At 63.3% G+C, this 17,481-nt stretch carries 13 protein-coding genes; 3 read left to right on the top strand and 10 right to left on the bottom strand.

What is annotated here, in order from left to right:
• Positions 1 to 8 precede the first annotated feature (8 nt).
• Both ACFE72_RS11420 and ACFE72_RS11415 read right to left on the bottom strand, forming a co-directional pair.
• On the bottom strand, positions 9 to 2,684 hold the full coding sequence (locus ACFE72_RS11420; protein WP_375413206.1) for a PAS domain S-box protein: 2,676 nt from the start codon (positions 2,682 to 2,684) through the stop codon (positions 9 to 11).
• A 78-nt stretch (positions 2,685 to 2,762) separates the two neighbouring features.
• The gene (locus tag ACFE72_RS11415) at positions 2,763 to 3,821 is read right to left on the bottom strand and encodes a Bug family tripartite tricarboxylate transporter substrate binding protein (protein WP_375413205.1); all 1,059 of its coding nucleotides are present in this window, start codon (positions 3,819 to 3,821) and stop codon (positions 2,763 to 2,765) included.
• Between the two features lie 92 nt (positions 3,822 to 3,913).
• Here ACFE72_RS11415 and ACFE72_RS11410 point away from each other — a divergent pair, with 92 nt between their 5' ends.
• Entirely contained in the window at positions 3,914 to 5,482 is a 1,569-nt protein-coding gene (locus ACFE72_RS11410) for a long-chain-fatty-acid--CoA ligase (protein WP_375413204.1), read from the top strand.
• Positions 5,483 to 5,642: 160 nt separating this feature from the next.
• On the opposite strand, the gene ACFE72_RS11405 is transcribed toward ACFE72_RS11410, so the two are convergent.
• The 7 genes from ACFE72_RS11405 to ACFE72_RS11375 form a co-directional block, all read right to left on the bottom strand.
• Positions 5,643 to 6,449, bottom strand: coding sequence for an NUDIX hydrolase (locus ACFE72_RS11405; protein ID WP_375413203.1), 807 nt, complete (start codon positions 6,447 to 6,449; stop codon positions 5,643 to 5,645).
• A 3-nt stretch (positions 6,450 to 6,452) separates the two neighbouring features.
• Entirely contained in the window at positions 6,453 to 7,406 is a 954-nt protein-coding gene (locus tag ACFE72_RS11400; RefSeq protein ID WP_375413202.1) for a dihydrodipicolinate synthase family protein, read from the bottom strand.
• Between the two features lie 128 nt (positions 7,407 to 7,534).
• Positions 7,535 to 8,413, bottom strand: a complete 879-nt coding sequence (locus tag ACFE72_RS11395; RefSeq protein ID WP_375413201.1) for an SDR family oxidoreductase — start codon at positions 8,411 to 8,413, stop codon at positions 7,535 to 7,537.
• Between the two features lie 138 nt (positions 8,414 to 8,551).
• Positions 8,552 to 9,409 (bottom strand): MaoC/PaaZ C-terminal domain-containing protein, encoded by an 858-nt coding sequence (locus ACFE72_RS11390; protein WP_375413200.1) that lies wholly within the window; start codon positions 9,407 to 9,409, stop codon positions 8,552 to 8,554.
• Between the two features lie 97 nt (positions 9,410 to 9,506).
• Positions 9,507 to 9,896, bottom strand: a complete 390-nt coding sequence (locus ACFE72_RS11385) for a Zn-ribbon domain-containing OB-fold protein (protein ID WP_375413266.1) — start codon at positions 9,894 to 9,896, stop codon at positions 9,507 to 9,509.
• Entirely contained in the window at positions 9,896 to 11,044 is a 1,149-nt protein-coding gene (locus tag ACFE72_RS11380) for a thiolase domain-containing protein (RefSeq protein WP_375413199.1), read from the bottom strand. Before ACFE72_RS11380 ends, ACFE72_RS11385 begins: the two co-directional genes overlap by 1 nt.
• A gap of 204 nt (positions 11,045 to 11,248) precedes the next feature.
• Positions 11,249 to 14,740, bottom strand: coding sequence for an indolepyruvate ferredoxin oxidoreductase family protein (locus tag ACFE72_RS11375; RefSeq protein ID WP_375413198.1), 3,492 nt, complete (start codon positions 14,738 to 14,740; stop codon positions 11,249 to 11,251).
• Between the two features lie 435 nt (positions 14,741 to 15,175).
• Here ACFE72_RS11375 and ACFE72_RS11370 point away from each other — a divergent pair, with 435 nt between their 5' ends.
• Both ACFE72_RS11370 and ACFE72_RS11365 read left to right on the top strand, forming a co-directional pair.
• On the top strand, positions 15,176 to 15,544 hold the full coding sequence (locus tag ACFE72_RS11370) for a hypothetical protein (protein ID WP_375413197.1): 369 nt from the start codon (positions 15,176 to 15,178) through the stop codon (positions 15,542 to 15,544).
• A gap of 158 nt (positions 15,545 to 15,702) precedes the next feature.
• On the top strand, positions 15,703 to 16,149 hold the full coding sequence (locus ACFE72_RS11365; protein ID WP_375413196.1) for a hypothetical protein: 447 nt from the start codon (positions 15,703 to 15,705) through the stop codon (positions 16,147 to 16,149).
• 70 nt (positions 16,150 to 16,219) lie between these two features.
• On the opposite strand, the gene ACFE72_RS11360 is transcribed toward ACFE72_RS11365, so the two are convergent.
• A complete protein-coding gene (locus tag ACFE72_RS11360; protein WP_375413195.1) occupies positions 16,220 to 17,035 on the bottom strand; it encodes an oxaloacetate decarboxylase in 816 nt (271 codons plus the stop codon).
• Positions 17,036 to 17,481: the final 446 nt, after the last annotated feature.

The raw sequence follows: 17,481 nt of genomic DNA, 5'->3' as shown, positions 1-17,481 counted from the left end.
ATGAGGGACTACTCCGCCGCCTGCTCGATCGGTGCCACACGCGGCAGGATGATCTGGATCTGCGTGCCCCCGCCCGGCTGCGAATCCAGATCGAGCCGCCCTCCCAAGCGATTGGTGACGATGCTGTAGACGATATGCAGGCCGAGCCCGGTGCCGCCCTGGTCGCGGCGGGTGGTGAAAAACGGATCGAACGCCCGGCGCCTGACATCGAGGCTCATGCCGATCCCGTTGTCCGAGAACAGAATTTCGACATTGTCCTTGCCGGACTCGCGCACCTTGATGTCGACGGTGCCGGACCGGCCGTTCGGAAACGCGTGCGCGACGGAATTGAGGAAGAGGTTGGTGAGCACCTGGCCATAGGGTCCCGGGTAGCTGTTCATGGTCAGGTTGGGCTGGCAGTCGACATTGAGGGTCAGGTTGTGCTTTCGCAATCCCGGCCGCAGGCTCATGACGACCTGCTCGGTGAGGTCGCCGAGATCGAAGGCGCGCTGATCCGAATAGTTCCGGTCGGCCGCGACCTGCTTGAACGACTGGATCAATTCGGCGGCACGATTGAGATTGGCCACCAGTTGCGATGATGCGTCGCGGCTGGTCTCCAGGAAATCGTTCAGGCTGGAGCGCTTGAGATTACCGCGGCCGACTTCCGAGGCGAACAGCGCGGTCTTGCGTTCCAGCGACGAGGCCACGGTCAGGCTGATGCCGACGGGATTGTTGACCTCGTGGGCGACACCGGCGACCAGCCGGCCGAGTGCCGCCAGCTTTTCCGCCTCGATCAGCGAGTTCTGTGTTTCCCTCAAGTTTCGCAACGCCGCCTCGGCCGCATCCTTGGCCTTGCGCATCTCCAGTTCGCCGCGCTTGCGATCGCCGATGTCGAGCGCGACGGTGACGATATTTCCGATATCGCCGGCGGCGTCGCGCAGCGGCAGCTTGTTGACCAGCCACTGTCGCATGTTGCCGGAGGAATCGATGTATTCCTCCTCGTAGAATCCGAGTTCGCTGCCCGCCTCCAGCACGCGCTTGTCGTTCTCGTCGGTTTTTTCCGCGCCGTAGCGCGACATCAGGTCGCTGGTGGTGCGGCCGATCGCGTCCGCCGGTTCGATGCCGAAGATCCCGGCCATGTAGCGGTTCATCAGGATATAGCGAAGCTGCTTGTCCTTGACGTTGATCACCGCGGGCACGGTGTCGATCACCTCCTGCAGCAGCCGGCGGCCTTCGGCGATGGCGTCTTCGGCGCGTTTCTGGTCGGTGATATCGCGCACCGTGCCCTCGTAACGGGTGACTTGGCCGTTTTCGCCGCGCACCGCGGTGGCGCTGTCGGAAAGCCAGAGCACTCCGCCATCGCGCCGCCGCACCTGATACTCGAATTCACGCACCATGCCGTCGCGCTGCATGCGCGCCTGGTATTCCACGCGCACCTCGGGATCGACATAGACCGTACGCGCGATATCATTGACGCCGCCGATCAGGCTTTCGGTCGTATCGTAGCCCATCATCCGCGCCAGCGCCGGATTGGCGTTGAGCAGGCGGCCGCCCGGCGTGGTCACGTAGATACCGTCGACCGAGCCTTCGAACAGCTTGCGATAGCTTTCCTCGGCCAGACGCTGTTCGGCCAGCGCGTGAACCGCGGCCTCGCGCGCGGAATCGGCATCGACCAGCGTGCGGCGAAATACTTCGGCGGCGCGCGCGATGTCGCCGATCTCGTTATCCACGTCGGTGGCCGGAATCGACGTATCTTTTTCGCCGACGGCGAGCGAACGGATTGCCGTCGCGATGGCCCTGAGGGGCCGAACCGTCCTGCGCACCATGAACAGGGCGGCGAACAGTCCGATCAGGACTCCGGCGGCACCGAGGACGATGCTTTGCCACTTGTCGTCGGTCAGCGTGCGCGCGAGGTCATTGGACAGCACCCGCCCCCGCTTGGCACTGAGCTCGCGGAGCAATTCGGTTACGCGTCCGATCAGCCGGCCCTCGGTTCCAAGCACCTCCCTGTCAAGATCCGCGATCTGACGCTCCCTGGTCGATATCGAGATGATCGCCTCGGCATAGGCGTCGATCACGCTGCGAACCGATGGCTCGGCGATGTCCAGCGCGCGCATGGACTGGGCCGACTGCTCGGCGCTGGCCGGATCGCGCGCCAGCAGCGCCGCGGCGATCCGGCTCTGCGCGCTGAACAACGCCGCGGTCGTGGCCTTGTCCTGGGTTTCGGCGGCGGTCCTGTCGAAGCGCTCGCGCAGTGGCGGCAATGCTGCGATCAATTCGTCGCGGCGCGCGATCAGCGCGGTGACGCGCTCGATCCCGCTGCGATAGGTCGACAGCCGCGCCGCGACGCCATCGATCATGTCCCGCTGCTCGGGATCGAGCTCCAGCCGCGTCTTCTTCAACAGCACGTTTAGGGCCGAGGCGGCGTCCCAGACGCCAGTAGAATGCGCTTCCGGGTCGGTGACGTAATCGCGGGCCGCCAGCCGCAGCTCGTTCATGCGCCGATCGATCTCCTCGGCCAGATCGCCGACGCTTTGCAGCCGCTGCAGTTCGCCAAAGGTCGTATCGATGTGGCGGATTGCGATGACGCTGGCGATGCTTGTCATCATGATCACCGCCAATACCAGCAGGAAGCTGCCAAAGGTCAGTTGACCGATCGAAAGCGAGAGCGAGCGTATCCATTGGACAAGGGCGGCAAACGGCATTGGCTATCGAAACCAGCTCCAAACAGGCGCGCCATATATACGATGGAATCGGCGTCAGGGGGAACACCCGACCTCCGCTCAATCCGCCGGGATGGCGGCTTCCTTGACCACTTTCGCCCACAGCGCGGCGTCGGTCTTGATGATGTCGGCGAACTGCGCGAGCGGCGCGCTGCTGGCCTCGCATCCGGCGGTGTCGAGACGCTGCCGCACATCCGGCGCGCCGAGCGCCTGCTCCAACGCCTTACTGATGCGATCGACGATCGGCTGCGGCGTTCCGGCCGTCACAACGACACCGAACCATGGCGTTACCTGGGCGTCCGGAAAACCCTGTTCGGCCATGGTCGGCGCGTCAGGAAAATACTTCGAGCGGCCATCGCTGATCGCGCCGATAATTCTGATCGCGCCGGTCTGCACCTGTGCCAGGGCTTGATTGGCCGACAGGAAGGTCGACGTGATGAGGCCGCTGGCGATGTCTGGCACCATCTGCGGGTAACCGCGATAGCCGACGGCCGCGACATCGATCCCGGCAAGCCGCTTGAACAGCTCGAAACCGAGATGCCCCGTCGAGCCTTTGCCGGGATGGCTGTAATTCAGCTTACCCGGCTTTTCCTTCGCCAGCGCGACGTATTCGGCGACGCTCCGCACCGGAAGCGAAACCGGCACGACGAAAAAGTTCGGCGCGCGGCAGACCTGGCCGACGGGAACGAAATCGCGCACGGGATCCCAGCGCAGCGTCGCGTTCAGCGCCGGGCTCGCGGTGAAGAACGTCGTGACCAGCAGCCACGTATATCCGTCGGGTGCCGCGCGAGCCACTTCCTCGGCGGCGATCGAACCATTGGCGCCGGATTTGGATTCAACGATGATCGAGCCGTTCCATTGCGCAGCGATGTTCTGTGCGACGATGCGCGCGAACACGTCGGTCACGCTGCCCGGCGAATAGGGCACGACGATACGGACAGGCCGACTTGGAAAGCTTTCCTGAGCGAAACCTGCATTAGGCCCGGTCAGGCATGCCAGCAAGGCAGTCGCCACGGCGATGCGGTGCCTGTTCAACTTCATCCTGCGTGCCCCTGCCCCGATCGCGCCCTGCCATGCCGGATTTCGCGGCAGGATGCCGGGAAACAGCCGGGTCAGCAAGGGGCGACGCTTGCGAGCCCTCCTTGCTTCGTTATGATCGCCGCGGCCGTCGAAGAGGCGCGGCAAGCGCTCGGCATGTCAGGGAGAATAGCATGAACATCACTCAGGGCCTGCGCAGGGTGCTGCAGATCAATCCCGACGGGATTGCGACCGTCGATGGCGAGCGCCGCCGCACCTGGCGCGAGATCGGCGACCGCGTCGCGCGGCTCGCCGGCGGATTGCAGGGACTTGGCGTCAAACAAGGCGACCGGGTCGCAGTGCTGATGCTTAATTCCGATCGCTATCTCGAACTCTACCTCGGCATCGCCTGGGCCGGCGCGGTGATCGTGCCGACCAACATCCGTTGGAGCCAGGCCGAGATCGAGGATTCGCTGCACGATTGCCGCGCCTCGGCGCTGGTGGTGGACAAGGCGTTTGCGGCCATGGGCGTTGAACTGGCGCGGGCCGTTCCGCTGAAACTGGTCTATGCCGACGACGATGTCGGCCCCGCCGAGGCACAAGACTACGAGAAAATGCTGGCCGCGAGCGAACCTGTCCCGGACACGATGGCGGCGCGCGAAAATCTCGCCGGCATTTTCTACACCGGCGGCACCACCGGCCGCTCCAAGGGGGTGATGCTGAGCCACGCCAACATCGTCAGCAACGCGCTGCATATGCTGAGCGAAGGCCTGCTGCCCGACGGCACCGTGTATCTCAACGCCGCGCCGATGTTTCATCTTGCCAATGGCGGCGCGATGTTTGCTTCGTTGATCGGCGGCGGTTCCAATGTGATCGTGCGGATGTTCAATCCCGAACTGGTAATGCAGACCATCGAGAAGGAGAAGGTCACGGCAACCCTGATCGTGCCGACCATGATCCAGATGCTGACCGATCATCCCGCGTTCAGGACCGCCGACATGACGTCGCTGAAGCGCATCATGTACGGCGCCTCTCCGATCAGCGAGGCGCTGCTGAACCGCGCGATGGCGGGGCTGCCGGGCACCGCGTTCCATCAGCTTTACGGCATGACCGAACTGTCGCCGCTGGCGACCCACCTGCCGTGGGACCAGCACACCGGCGAAGCCGCGACTAAGAAGAACCGGCAGCGCGCCTGCGGCCGCGCCGCGATCGGCTGTGAGGTAAGGATCGTGGATACGGATCGCAGACCGGTCGCGGCGGGCGTGGTCGGCGAGGTCGCGGTGCGCGGCCAGAACGTGATGATGGGTTACTGGGAACGCCCGGAGGAAACCGCCAAGGCCGTGGTTGACGGCTGGATGCACACCGGCGACGGCGGCTACATGGATGAGGAAGGCTACGTCTATCTGGTCGATCGCGTAAAGGACATGATCATTTCCGGCGGCGAGAATGTGTATTCCATGGAGGTGGAAAACGTCATCGCGCAGCATCGGGCGGTGTCGCAATGCGCCGTGATCGGCATTCCCAGCGAACAATGGGGCGAAACCGTGCATGCCTTCGTGATTCCGAAGCCCGGCACCGGCGTCAACGCCGCCGAGATCATGGCGTTCTGCAGGGAGAAAATCGCAAGCTATAAATGCCCGCGTAGCGTCGATATCCGTACCGAGCCATTTCCGCTTTCGGGCGCCGGCAAAGTACTGAAGCGCGAATTGCGACGGCTTTACGGCGAGAACAACGCGGCATGCGAGCGAGCCGAAGTGGGATAGCGCCCGCCGTCACCATGATGGCAAGCCGCGCGGGCGCAGCATCCTCCGCGCAGCCGGCGCCCCGCCCCATCGCCGTCCCCGCGCAGGCGGGGACGACGTTGTTGATGGAGTAGCCGGGCGCATGCGCTATGTCCCGGGTGGAGCACGGCCAGATCGCGCGCTAGACGGCGCCAACCTCGAATACCTCCCCGTCATACCCGGCCTCCGCCGGAATCCGCAGTTGGCGGCCGCCGTTCAGCGTCGTCATCACCGGCATTACGGTGACGATCGGCTTGCTCCGTGCTTGATCGAGCGCTTCTTTCACGGTGCGATGCTTGCCGAGCTTGATCAGGTTGCGCGTGGTCGGGAACGGCAGCTTGAACCGGCCGGTTTCGCCGCCCGCCAGCGCCTCGCGTGGCGAAACCCAGATCGAATCCGTCGCCTCCTTGCCGTCGTGAGCGCCGGCCTGGTCCGGCGGCGCGGCGGCGAGAAAGAACCAGGTGTCGAAACGTTTCGGCATTCCTTCCGGCGTGATCCAGTGCGCATAGGGGACGAGCGCGTCGAGCGCCGGCAGCAAGCCGTTATCGGCAAGAACCTTCGGGAACGTGACCTTGCCATCGCACAGTTCGGCGCGGCTGGCGGCTTCGATCTCGCCCGCCCGCCTCGCATCGATCAATCGGGCCGGGCCGCGCTGTTGCGCCAGCAGGATGCCGCTTTCCTCGAAGGTTTCGCGGATCGCCGCGATCCGGAAACCCAACGCCTCGGCATCGAGCTTGCCGCCGCCGGGATGGAGTTCGGCTTGGGCGGCGATTTCATGGTCGCTCGCATCGACGCTGCCGCCGGGAAACACGAGCGCGCCGGAATTGAAATCGATCTCGTAATGACGGACCATCATGAAGACTTCGATCTCGCCATTGCCGTCGGGCCCGGCGCTGTCGCGCAGCAGCAGGATGGTGGACGCGGGACGGGCTTTGGCGGCTTCGGCCATGGGTCACCCGGCCGCGCTGGATTGCGGCAGTATCGCCGCGCGCTTGTCGACCCGCGCCACCCGCGACAGCAGATAATCGACTTCCGCCTTCGCGGTCGCGGTGATGCTCGATCCCGGCCTGCGCTGCGCACCGGATGCGATCACTCCACGCTTCTGCAGCACATATTTGCGCACCGCGAGGCCGGCGCCGGGCTGCTGCTCGTAGCGGATCAGCGGCAGGTGCGCGTCGAACAGGTCGTGCGCGGCATCGCGCCTGCCCGCTTTCGACAGCTTCACGACATCGATCAGCAATTCCGGGAAGGCATAACCGGTCATGGCGCCGTCGGCGCCGCGCTCCATCTCGAAATCGAGAAACAATCCGCCATTGCCGGTCAGGATCGACAGCGGCCGCAGCGAACCGTCCGCCTGGAATGCGCGCAGCGCGGAGATCTTCTCCAGCCCCGGCCAGTCCTCGTGCTTGAGCATCACGCAAGACGGACTGTCCATCACGATCCTGCGGATCACCGCCGGGGTAAACACCACCGATAATGTCAATGGATAATCCTGCAGCACCCACGGAATGTCGTCGCCGATCGCCTCCACCGCCTGCTTGAAATAGCCGATGATCTGATCGTCGGTGCGAAGAGTGGGCGGCGGCGCGATCATCACGCCGGCTGCGCCGGCATCCATCGTAGCGCGCGCCAGCGAACGCATCGCGGCGAATCCCGGCGCGGACACGCCGACAATGATCTGCATGTTTTTGGCACGCTTGACAAAGCGTTTTGCGACTTCTTCGGCTTCGGAGCCTTCCAGCTTCGGCGCTTCGCCCAAAATGCCCAGTACGGTAACGCCGTTACATCCGACCTCGGCGTAGAAGTCGGTCAGACGGTCGATGGATTGCATATCGATGCGGCCGTCGTCGTGGAACGGCGTCGGGGCAATGGCGAAGGTGCCGGCGGCCTGGTGGGTGAGTTTCATGATGTTTCCCGTCAATGGCTGCGCGCCGGACTAAAGCACTTCGTCATTGCGAAGAGTGAAGCGACGAAGCAATCCAGTCCTGCTTGCAGCGTCTGGATTGCTTGGCATTGCTCGCAATGGCGACCTTATTAGAAACGCCGCGCCGATTTCTTGATTGCGTCCTCGGAAAAGAAAATCTCCGAAGCATGCTCGACAATATCCTCCGCCCTCCATCCCTCGCGCGGCGGTTTCCAGCCGTCCATTTCCATCATCCGCATCTCACGTACGCCGCGCGGGCCGGAGACGCCCAGAATCTTGCCGGTCTGGTCGCCTGACAACCCGCTGACCATGTACAGCACCGCAGGTGCTATGCCGTCGGGTCCGAGCGCGGCGCCGGGGTTTTCGATATAGCGCGGCAGGTCCGCGGTCATGCGGGTCAGCGCGCCCGGCGCCAGGCACCACAGCCGGATATTGTATTTGCGGCCCTCGATCGCCAGCACATTGCTAAGGCCGAAGATGCCGCCTTTGGCAGCGCCATAATTGGTCTGGCCGAAATTGCCGATCAGCCCCGAAGTCGACGACGTATTGACGATGACGCCGCCGCCGTTCTCGCGCATCCAGCGAAACACCGGCTGGGTGACACAGAACGTGCCTTTCAGGTGCACCTTCAGCACCTTGTCCCATGCGGCTTCGGTCGCTTTGGCAAATGTCTGGTCAAGCAGAATGCCGGCATTGTTGACGAGGATGTCGGCGCGGCCGAAATGCTTTATCGCGTCATCGAATACCGATTGACCGCCGGCCATGGTGGAAATATCCGCGCCATTGGCGACCGCGCGGCCGCCTTCCGCCTTGATCGCATCGACTACCTTCTGTGCCATCGACGTATCGCCGCCGCTGCCATCGCGGGGCCCGCCGAGATCGTTGACGACCACCGCCGCACCCTCGCGCGCAAACAGTTTGGCGTAGGCTTCGCCAAGCCCGCCGCCGGCGCCGGTAATCAGCGCCACCTTGCCGTCGAGTAATCCCATGGTCTTCTCTCCCGTTACTCCGTCATTGCCGGACTTGACCGGCAATCCATCCGCCTTTGAATCTTGTAAAGATGGGTGGATGCGCGGTTCCCGTCCACGCATGACGGTATCGTTTAATGCATTCGGTGCGAGACGAACTCATCCCAGCACCGTCCTGCCGCTCTTGATGACGGTCACGCCTCGCGCTTTGACCTTTGCTTCGAACGAAATCACGTCGCCGTCCTTCCACATGTTCATGGTGACCGTCTCGCCCGGATAGACCGGCGAGGAAAACCGCACGGCGTGCTGTTTGAACGCGCCCGCATCGTAGTCGGCATAGGTCTGCAGAATGCCGCGGCAGGTGATGCCGTAAGTGCACATGCCGTGCAGGATCGGCTTCGGAAAACCGGCACGTTTGGCGAATTCCGGATCGCTGTGCAAAGGATTGCGGTCGCCGCAAAGCCGATAGATCAGCGCCTGGTCCGGACGCGTCGAGATGTCGACGGATTTGTCCGGACCGCGCGTAGGAACCTTGTGCGGCTCCGGCTGGCCTTCCGACGGGCCACCAAAACCACCGTCGCCGCGCGCAAATCGCGAGGCGACCAGCGTCGCCAGTTGCTCACCGTTTTCGCCCTTGAGCACGGTCTCATGTCGGATCACCGCGCCCTTATCCCGCCCCTTGTCCCATGCGCCGAGAACGCTGGAATCCGCGGTGATATTGGCGGCGACCGGAAGCGGCTTGTGAAAGGTGATGTCGCGTTCGCCGTCGACCACCATCAGGCGGTTGAGGTTCATTTCGCCGGGGTTGGCGCCCCATGCCGCGACGGATGCGAAGGTCGGCACCACCTTCAAGGGACGCGGGCTGAAGACCGCCTCGTTGACGTAAGCCAGTTCTTTCTCATCCATCGGGTCCGCGCCCATGCCGATGCCGACGGCGTACAGCATCACCTCGCGATCGGTATAGGCGTATTTCTGGCCGAGGTTCTTCAGCGCCATCAGTTCATCGTATTTGGGCATCGGTATCTTTCCCTGTCGTCATGCCCGCGAAAGCGGGTATCCAGTAATCATTAATGCCGGCGTTTACTGGATTTCCGCGTTCGCGGGAATGACATCGTCACACCGGCGTAAAGAACGGCAATGGCGCGCCGTCGGTGGACTTGAACTCCACCTTGACCTTCTGCCCGATCTTCAGCGATCCGAGATCGCAGTCGACGAAATTGGTCTGCAGCGAGGGTCCTTCCTTCAGCGTAACATAGCCGATCGCGTAAGGTCCGCTCGCCGATCTGCGCATCAGGCTGAAGGTATAGATCGTGCCCTCGCCGGAGCTTTCCTCCCAAACGGTCTTGTCGGAGAAGCAGAACGGGCAGATCGAGCGCGGAAAATAATGCGGCTCGCCGCAGGCGGTGCAGCGCTTGATCAGGAATTTTCCTTGGGCAGCGGCTTCCCAGAACGGCGCGGTTTCCGGATTGCCCTGCGGCGTCGGATATTTCTTCTGTTCAGCCATCATGCCCGCTCCAGAATGCACGTCGAGGCCGCGTGGCGCACGCCAAGCAGGCCACCGGTGCCATGCGCGATCGCAAGGTCGCAGTTCGGCACCTGCACCTTGGGGTGAGCCTCGCCGCGCAACTGCCGCACCGCCTCGATGATCTTGGTCATGCCGCCGCGGTTGACCGGATGGTTGCTGCAAAGCCCGCCGCCGTCGGTATTGAACGGCAGCTTGCCCACGCCCGAGATCAGGTTGCCGTCGGCGACGAACTTGCCGCCCTCGCCCTTCTTGCAAAAGCCGATGTCCTCCAGCTGCATCAACACGGTGATGGTGAAGCTGTCGTAGATCGACGCGTATTTGATATCCTTCGGTGTCACGCCGGCCTCTTCGAACGCGCGCGGCCCCGACCACACGCCGGCCGAATAAGTCAGGTCGAGATCCTTGCCGCCGCGCGGGCCTTTCATCGCTTCGCCGTGACCGATCAACCGCACCAACGGTTTTTTCAGACTTTTTGCGATTTCCGGCGTGGTCACGATCAGCGCGCCGCCGCCGTCGGTGACGACGCAGCAGTCCATCCGGCGCAACGGATCGGAAATCATCGGCGAGTTGAGCACGTCCTCTATAGTGACGACGTCCTTCAGCATCGCATGCGGATTGTACTGGGCATGATGGGAGGCGGCGACCTTGATCCAGGCAAGCTGCTCGCTGGTGGTGCCGTAGTCGTGCATATGCCGCATGGCGCACATGCCGTAAGCGTTATGCGTGGTGGCGCCGTAGGCGGCCTCGAAATCCTGCTCGGCTCCTGCGGCGCGCGGCGGCATGGTGCTGGTACGCGGCTTGCCAGCCAGCGTGATCAGCGCAATCGAGCACTTGCCGGCGGCAATCGCTTCGGCGGCATGGCCGAGATGGATGAGGTAGGAGCAGCCGCCGGTTTCCGTGGAATCGATATGGCGCACCCTGAGGCCGAGATAATCGACCATCGGCCAGGCGCCACCCGGCGCGTCGCCGGCGCAGAAATAGCCGTCGATATCCGCCTTGGTCAGCCCGGCGTCATCGAGTGCTCCCTTGGCGACTTCGGCGTGCAGCTGGGCTGTGGATTTATCGGGTGCGTGCCGGGTCGGATGTTCGTAAATCCCGGCGATATAGGCCTTATCCTTAATACTCAATGCCGGTCTCCGCTGGCGTTCTTCCCCAGCGGTTTTTGTGGCCTGTCAGGAGAGGCTTGGCAAGCGCGCTGCGAGGGAATAGCAGCCGTGTCCCGGACGCAGTGCGGCATTCCTCATGCAGGCGCACCGCTTTGCAAGTGCGACGCCATAGCGCGTCGAAGACGCGTGAACGCGCTTATGGCGCAGCGGCCGGGGCCCGAGAGATTACTCCGCCGCGATCTGCCGCGGCGCCGGCGGCGGATTGACCAGATCCTTGGCTAATTCCGCGTAACGGATTTTTGCGTCCTGCACCGATTTTTCCTTCACCGGCCCATAGCCGCGGATGCGGTCGGGCAGCGACAACAGTTCGATCGCAGTGTCGAGCGTCAGCGGCGACAACAGGCCGAGCACCGTGGCGACGTCCTTTTCGTAACCCGCGATCAGATCGCGCTCGAGCTTGCGGTCGGGACTTGCCGCGAACGGGTCGAATGCGGTGCCGCGTATTCCGCGCATCTTGGCGAGCAGCCGGAACACCGGCAGCATCCAGGCTCCGAATACGCGCTTTCTGGGCCGACCCATCGCATCGACGCCGCCGCCGAGGATCGGCGGCGCCAGGTTGAAGCTGAACTTGAAATCGCCCTCGAACTGGTCGCGCAACTGCTTCTCGAACCTGCCGTCGGCAAAAAGCCGCGCCACCTCGTATTCGTCCTTGTAGGCGAGGAGTTTCGCATAATTGATCGCCACCGCGCGCGGCAGCTCGTCGCCGAAGCCTTGCTTGCCGGCGGCATCGCGCACCTGCGTCACCAGATTGCGATAACGCGCGGCGAGCGCCGCATTCTGGTAATCGGTTAGATGCGCGCTACGGTGCGCGATGATCTCGTCCAGCGACATCGCATCCAGCGTCGTCGGCGCCGCGGTTTCCTCCTGCCCCTTCATCATCGCCGCCAGCCGCGCCGGATCGGCCGCGGCCAGACGCCCAAGCTGGAAGGCCTGCGTATTCATCCTGATCGCAACGCCGTTGATCTCGATCGCCTGCTCGATCGCCGCCGCCGACAACGGCAGCAGGCCCTTCTGGTAGGCATAGCCCATCATCATCATATTGGTGGCGATGGAATCGCCGAGCAGGGTTTCGGCCGGCTTGGTGAAATCGAAAAACGAGGAATCCTTGCGCAGCGCGGTTTGCAGCACGCTGTTGACCTTGCCACTCTGGAAGTTGAAATCGCGATTCAATATGAAATCCGCGATCGGAATCAGGTGAGTGTTGATGACGCCATGGGTCCGGCCGGATTCGCACAGCGTGATGGTTTCCTTGGCGATGGCAACCACCTCGTCGGCGGCGATCACGAGATCGGCCGTGCCGGTGACGATACGGGACGACGTCACATCGGCGGGGTTTTGCGACAGCCGGACATGGCTCAACACCGCGCCGCCCTTCTGCGCAAGGCCGGACATGTCCAGGATCATGCTCGCCTTGCCTTCGATATGCGCGGCCATGCCGAGCAGCGCGCCGATGGTGAGCACGCCGGTGCCGCCGACCCCGCCGACCGCGACGTTATAGGGCTTGTCGAGTGACGGTCGGGTGGCGGGCTCGGGCAGACCGCTGATGTTGCCGAGATCGGCCGGGGCGCGGCGGCGCGGCTTGCCGCCATCGACGGTGACAAAGGATGGGCAGAAACCCTTGAGGCAGGAGTAGTCCTTGTTGCAGGTCGACTGGTTGATGGTGCGTTTGCGCCCCATCTCGGTCTCCAGCGGCTCCACCGAGATGCAGTTCGACTGCACCGAGCAGTCGCCGCAGCCTTCGCACACCGCAGGATTGATCAGCACCCGGCGCTGCGGATCTTCCAGCGTGCCGCGCTTGCGGCGGCGCCGCTTTTCTGCGGCGCAGGTCTGCACGAACACAATGGCGGAAGCGCCCTTGATCTCGCGGCAGATTTTCATCACCGCGTCCAGTTCGTCGCGATGCGCGGTCTTGGTGCCCGGCGCGATGTCGGAGGTTGGATAGGCATCCGGCGTTTCCGAAACCAGATAGATGTCGCGGATGCCCTCGGAATGGAGCTGGAAGGTGATCTGCTGTGGCGACAGCTCGCCGTCGACATGCTGGCCGCCGGTCATGGCCGTCGCGTCGTTGTAGAGGATTTTGTAGGTGATATTGGCGCCGGAGGCGACGGCCTGGCGGATCGCTAGACTGCCGGAATGGAAGTAGGTGCCGTCGCCGAGATTGGCAAAGACGTGTTTTTCATCGGTGAAAGGTGCGACGCCGACCCATGGTACGCCCTCCCCGCCCATATGGGTGAAGGTTTCGGTGTTGCGGTCCATCCACAGCGACATGAAGTGACAGCCGATGCCCGCGAACGCGCGGCTGCCTTGCGGCACCTTGGTCGAGGTGTTGTGCGGACAGCCCGAGCAGAAATACGGCGTGCGGGTGATCGGCGCCACGGCCTGCATCTGCGTGGCCTGACGGCCGTTGAACCAGTCGGCCCTGGCGCGGAGCATGGCCGCGATTTCGGGATTGAGGTTGAGGCGCAGCAGCCGCTCGGTGAGCGAACTCGCCAGCGAGGCGACGCTCAGTTCTTCGGCAAACGGCAGGAAACGGTGGTCCTGCTCGTCCATCTTGCCGACAATGCGCGGCCGCACATCATCCCGCCAATTGAAAAGCTCCTGCTTGACTTGGTTTTCAACGATCTCGCGGCGCTCTTCGACAATGAATATTTCTTCAAGGCCGACCGCGAATTCCCGCACGCCTTGCGGCTCCAGCGGCCACGGCATGCCGATCTTGTAGAGGCGCAGCCCGATCTTGGCCGCGACTTCCGGGGTCACCCCGAGTTCGCGCAGCGCCTGCCGGATGTCCTCATAGCTCTTGCCGGACGCCATAATGCCATAGCGCGCGTTCGGGGAGTCCATGGTGATGCGGTTGACCTTGTTGGCGCGCGCAAACGCGACGGCGGCAAAACCCTTGTAGTCCTGCAACCGGCGGTCCTGATCGTAGCGGTCGTCGGGCCAGCGCAGGTTAAGCCCCCCCGGCGGCATCTCGAAATCGGCCGGAATGATGAAGGGTTTCATTTCATCGGTGAGATCGACCTCCGCGGTAGTCTCCACGGTCTCGGTGATCACTTTCATTCCGACCCAGCAGCCGGAATAGCGCGACATGGCGATGCCGAGCATCCCCATCTCTATCATCTCGTGGATGCTGGAGGGATAGAGATACGGCATCAGCGCCGAAATGAAAGCGTGGTCCGACTGATGCGGCACGGTCGAGGATTTCGCGCCATGATCGTCGCCAGCCAGACACAGCACGCCGCCATTCTTTGCCGAGCCGGCGGCATTGCCATGGCGGAACACGTCGCCGCAGCGATCAACGCCGGGCCCCTTGCCGTACCAGATGCCGACCACGCCGTCATGCCTGGCGCCTGGAGAAAGATTGAGCTGCTGCGAGCCCCAGATCGCGGTGGCGGCGAGGTCTTCATTCACGCCGGGCTGGAACTTGACGTTGTATTGTTCGAGGTGTTTCCGTGCCGCGAACAGTTGCTGGTCATATCCGCCGAGCGGTGATCCCCGGTATCCCGTGACAAAGCCTGCGGTATTGAGACCGGCGGCGCGGTCACGGCGGATTTGCGCCATCGGCAGGCGAACCAGCGCCTGGATGCCGGTCATGAATACGTGGCCGGAGGCCTGGGTGTATTTCTGATCGAGACTGATCGGACCTTGGTTGATTCCCATTCCACCCTCATGAACTCGCGCGCCATGGCGCAGCGGCAGTTTTTACGTGGTTATTTAACTCATTAGAACCAGTCTATGTCGGTTTTCGCAGCCAGCGCATCAGAAATCTCCGCAAGGCAGCTCGGCACGCGCAGATAGCAATTTCGTTCCGGACCGGGGGCTGCGGTTTGCGTGTTATGTCCCGACAACGCCTCGTCACGAAAGGACGTGACTCCGGTACATGGTTCGTTTTTCCCGCTATAGCGCTTGAGACTTGAGACTTGGCAGGTAAGGCACCGAAATCACCCGATGCGAGCGATTCTTTGCACCGTGCTTTTGTGCACCGCGTTCGGGTGCAGCAGCGGACAGGCCGATCCGTTAAAACCCTCTGGCCTCGTGTTATAGCGCCGCGGCGCGTTTGCATGCTAAGGTCGCGGCGCAATCATGGAGGGCATCATGGATACCGAGAAAAAGCCGGATGACGAAATGCCGGATCAGTTGAAGCCAGGCATCGGCGACGCCGTCGGCGACCTGATTGTAAGTGGCGCAACCATGCTGGCAAATACGGCCGCAAAGGCCGTGGTCGAGCGCGTCAAGAAGGCGGCAGCAAAATCAGCGCCGGTGAAGACGGTCGCCAAGGCTGTCAAGAAGGCGAAAAAGTCGGCGGCGGGCGTGCAGGCTGCGAACACCAGGAAGGCCAAGGTCAAGAAGGCCAAGAAGGCCGCTCAGAAATCGGCCGGGAAAAAAAGCAGCACCCGGAAAGCCGCGAAAAAGTCGGCCGGCAAAGCCGCCAAGAAGAAAACTGCCAAAAAATACAAGCGTTGACGAAGCCGCTGAAGGAACGAAAGCTCCGTCCTTCTCCTCAGGGTCCCCGTCCACCTCACAGCAGGGAACCGTGTGCCCTCGCCGGTTCAGGTTCCACGGCGGCCCGGGAACCCCGGCCGAGCCGGAGAATTGTCTTGCGAGACAACGGAGGACCAAACATGGCTTACGAGCGTAACCCGAACGATCCCTATCGGCCTAATCTCGCCGATGACGAGCTGCAGCGGAACCAGAGTCTTGACCGAGAGCTGCAAGCCGACCCCGAACTCAGCGAAGGCCGGGCCAGCGGCGGCAAGGTGGCGATGTTCGCCCTTGCGACCGCGATCGTGCTCGGCGCGGTCTTCTATGGCCTGAACAATTCATCGATGAACCCGGCCGGCACCGGGTCGACGGCGACGGCACCCGCCACCCAGAATACCGCCCAGACGTCGCCGGCTCCAGCTATCAGGGACGTAACGCCGCGCAGCAATACCGAGCCCGGCATGACGACGGGTGCCGCACCGGCGCGTCCGCAGCAGCCACCGGCTTCCGCTCCGACCGGCGCGGAAGTGGACCGCTCGGCCAATCCGCCCGCCGACAGCACGGCGCCGGCTTCGACCACCAGATAATCGTCAAGCATGCCACCATGGAAAGCAGCGGGCCTGACAGCCCGCTGCTCTTTTTTCGCGACGGACCAGATTAGGCGCCGAACATCTTGTTCAGGTCGCCCCGAAATCCGTTGCCCAGTCCGGTGAACGTCCCCTGCTCGGCGATCTCGCGTGCCGTGTTCATGAACCCGGCCCAAGCCACCCGGGCCAGCGAGCTGCCGACGCTGATGCGGCGTACGCCGAGGTCGGCGACTTCAGCGATGCTGAGGCCGGGAAAGTCGATCAGCAGGTTGACCGGTTTCGGATGCACCGCTTTCACCAGCGTTGAGATATCTTCTTTCGATCTGATGCGGGGTGCGTACAGGCAATCCGCCCCGGCTTCCGCATAGGCATTAAGCCGGTCGATCACCAGAGCAAGATCGGGTAGCCCGACCAGGAACGCTTCGCAGCGTCCGACCAGCAGCGTACCGCTGTCATCGGCGTCAATGGCGGCGCGCGCCGCCTTGATGCGCTCGATCGCAAACGCCCGCTCGTAGAGCGGATTTTCCCGGTCGCCCGTGGAATCCTCGATCGACAGGCCGGCGATGCCGGTCTTCACCGCCCGTGCGACGTTGGCGGCCACCTTTTCCGGCTTATGGGCAAAACCGCCCTCGAAATCCGCATTGACGGGCAGATCGACGGCGTTGCACAGCGCGGTGAGGTGGTCGCAGACGTCATCGACGGTGACACGGTTGTCGGGGCGTCCGGTCGTCCATGCATAACCCGCGCTGGTCGAGGCGATGGCCTTGAAGCCGAGGTGCTGCAGCGCCCGCGCGCCCCCAACGTCCCATGGGTTGGGTATCACGAAGCAGCCCGTCTCGTGCAGCTTCCTGAACGCCGCGCGCTTGTCCTGCGTTGAAACCGGCATGTTCTCTCCCTTGCTCGTTTTTGCTTTGCCTCACGATAGCATGCGCCAAATCAGGCGACCACCTCCTGAGGTAGAACGGACGGCGGCCGGCCCGGTTCTGCGAACGGCGCTGCCCAGAGCTGCACGCCGCATCGCCCGGACTCCGGGAGTCCGTCATGGCCGGGCATGTCCCGGCCATCCACGTCTTTGCCCCACATCAGGAAGAAAGACGTGGATGCCCGGCACAAGGCCGGGCATGACGGCGCGGTCTATGTCATGCGCGGCACGACGCGAAGAACCGGGGTTTCGGTTGTTGCGGCTGCAAGGAACCAGGGTCCCGATTCTGCGAAGCGGCATGAAGAATGCCGCATCGCGCCCGGGACACGGGGGAGGCCGTCATGGCCGGGCTTGTCCCACGGCTGTCCGGTTCGATTTAAGTGGACGTAGCGCATGGCATGGATTCTTCT

This window comes from uncultured Bradyrhizobium sp. (genome assembly GCF_964252615.1).
Taxonomy (GTDB): domain Bacteria; phylum Pseudomonadota; class Alphaproteobacteria; order Rhizobiales; family Xanthobacteraceae; genus Bradyrhizobium.
The sequence above is the reverse complement of the archived record's forward strand: the minus strand, read 5'-3'. Positions and strand labels throughout refer to the sequence as shown.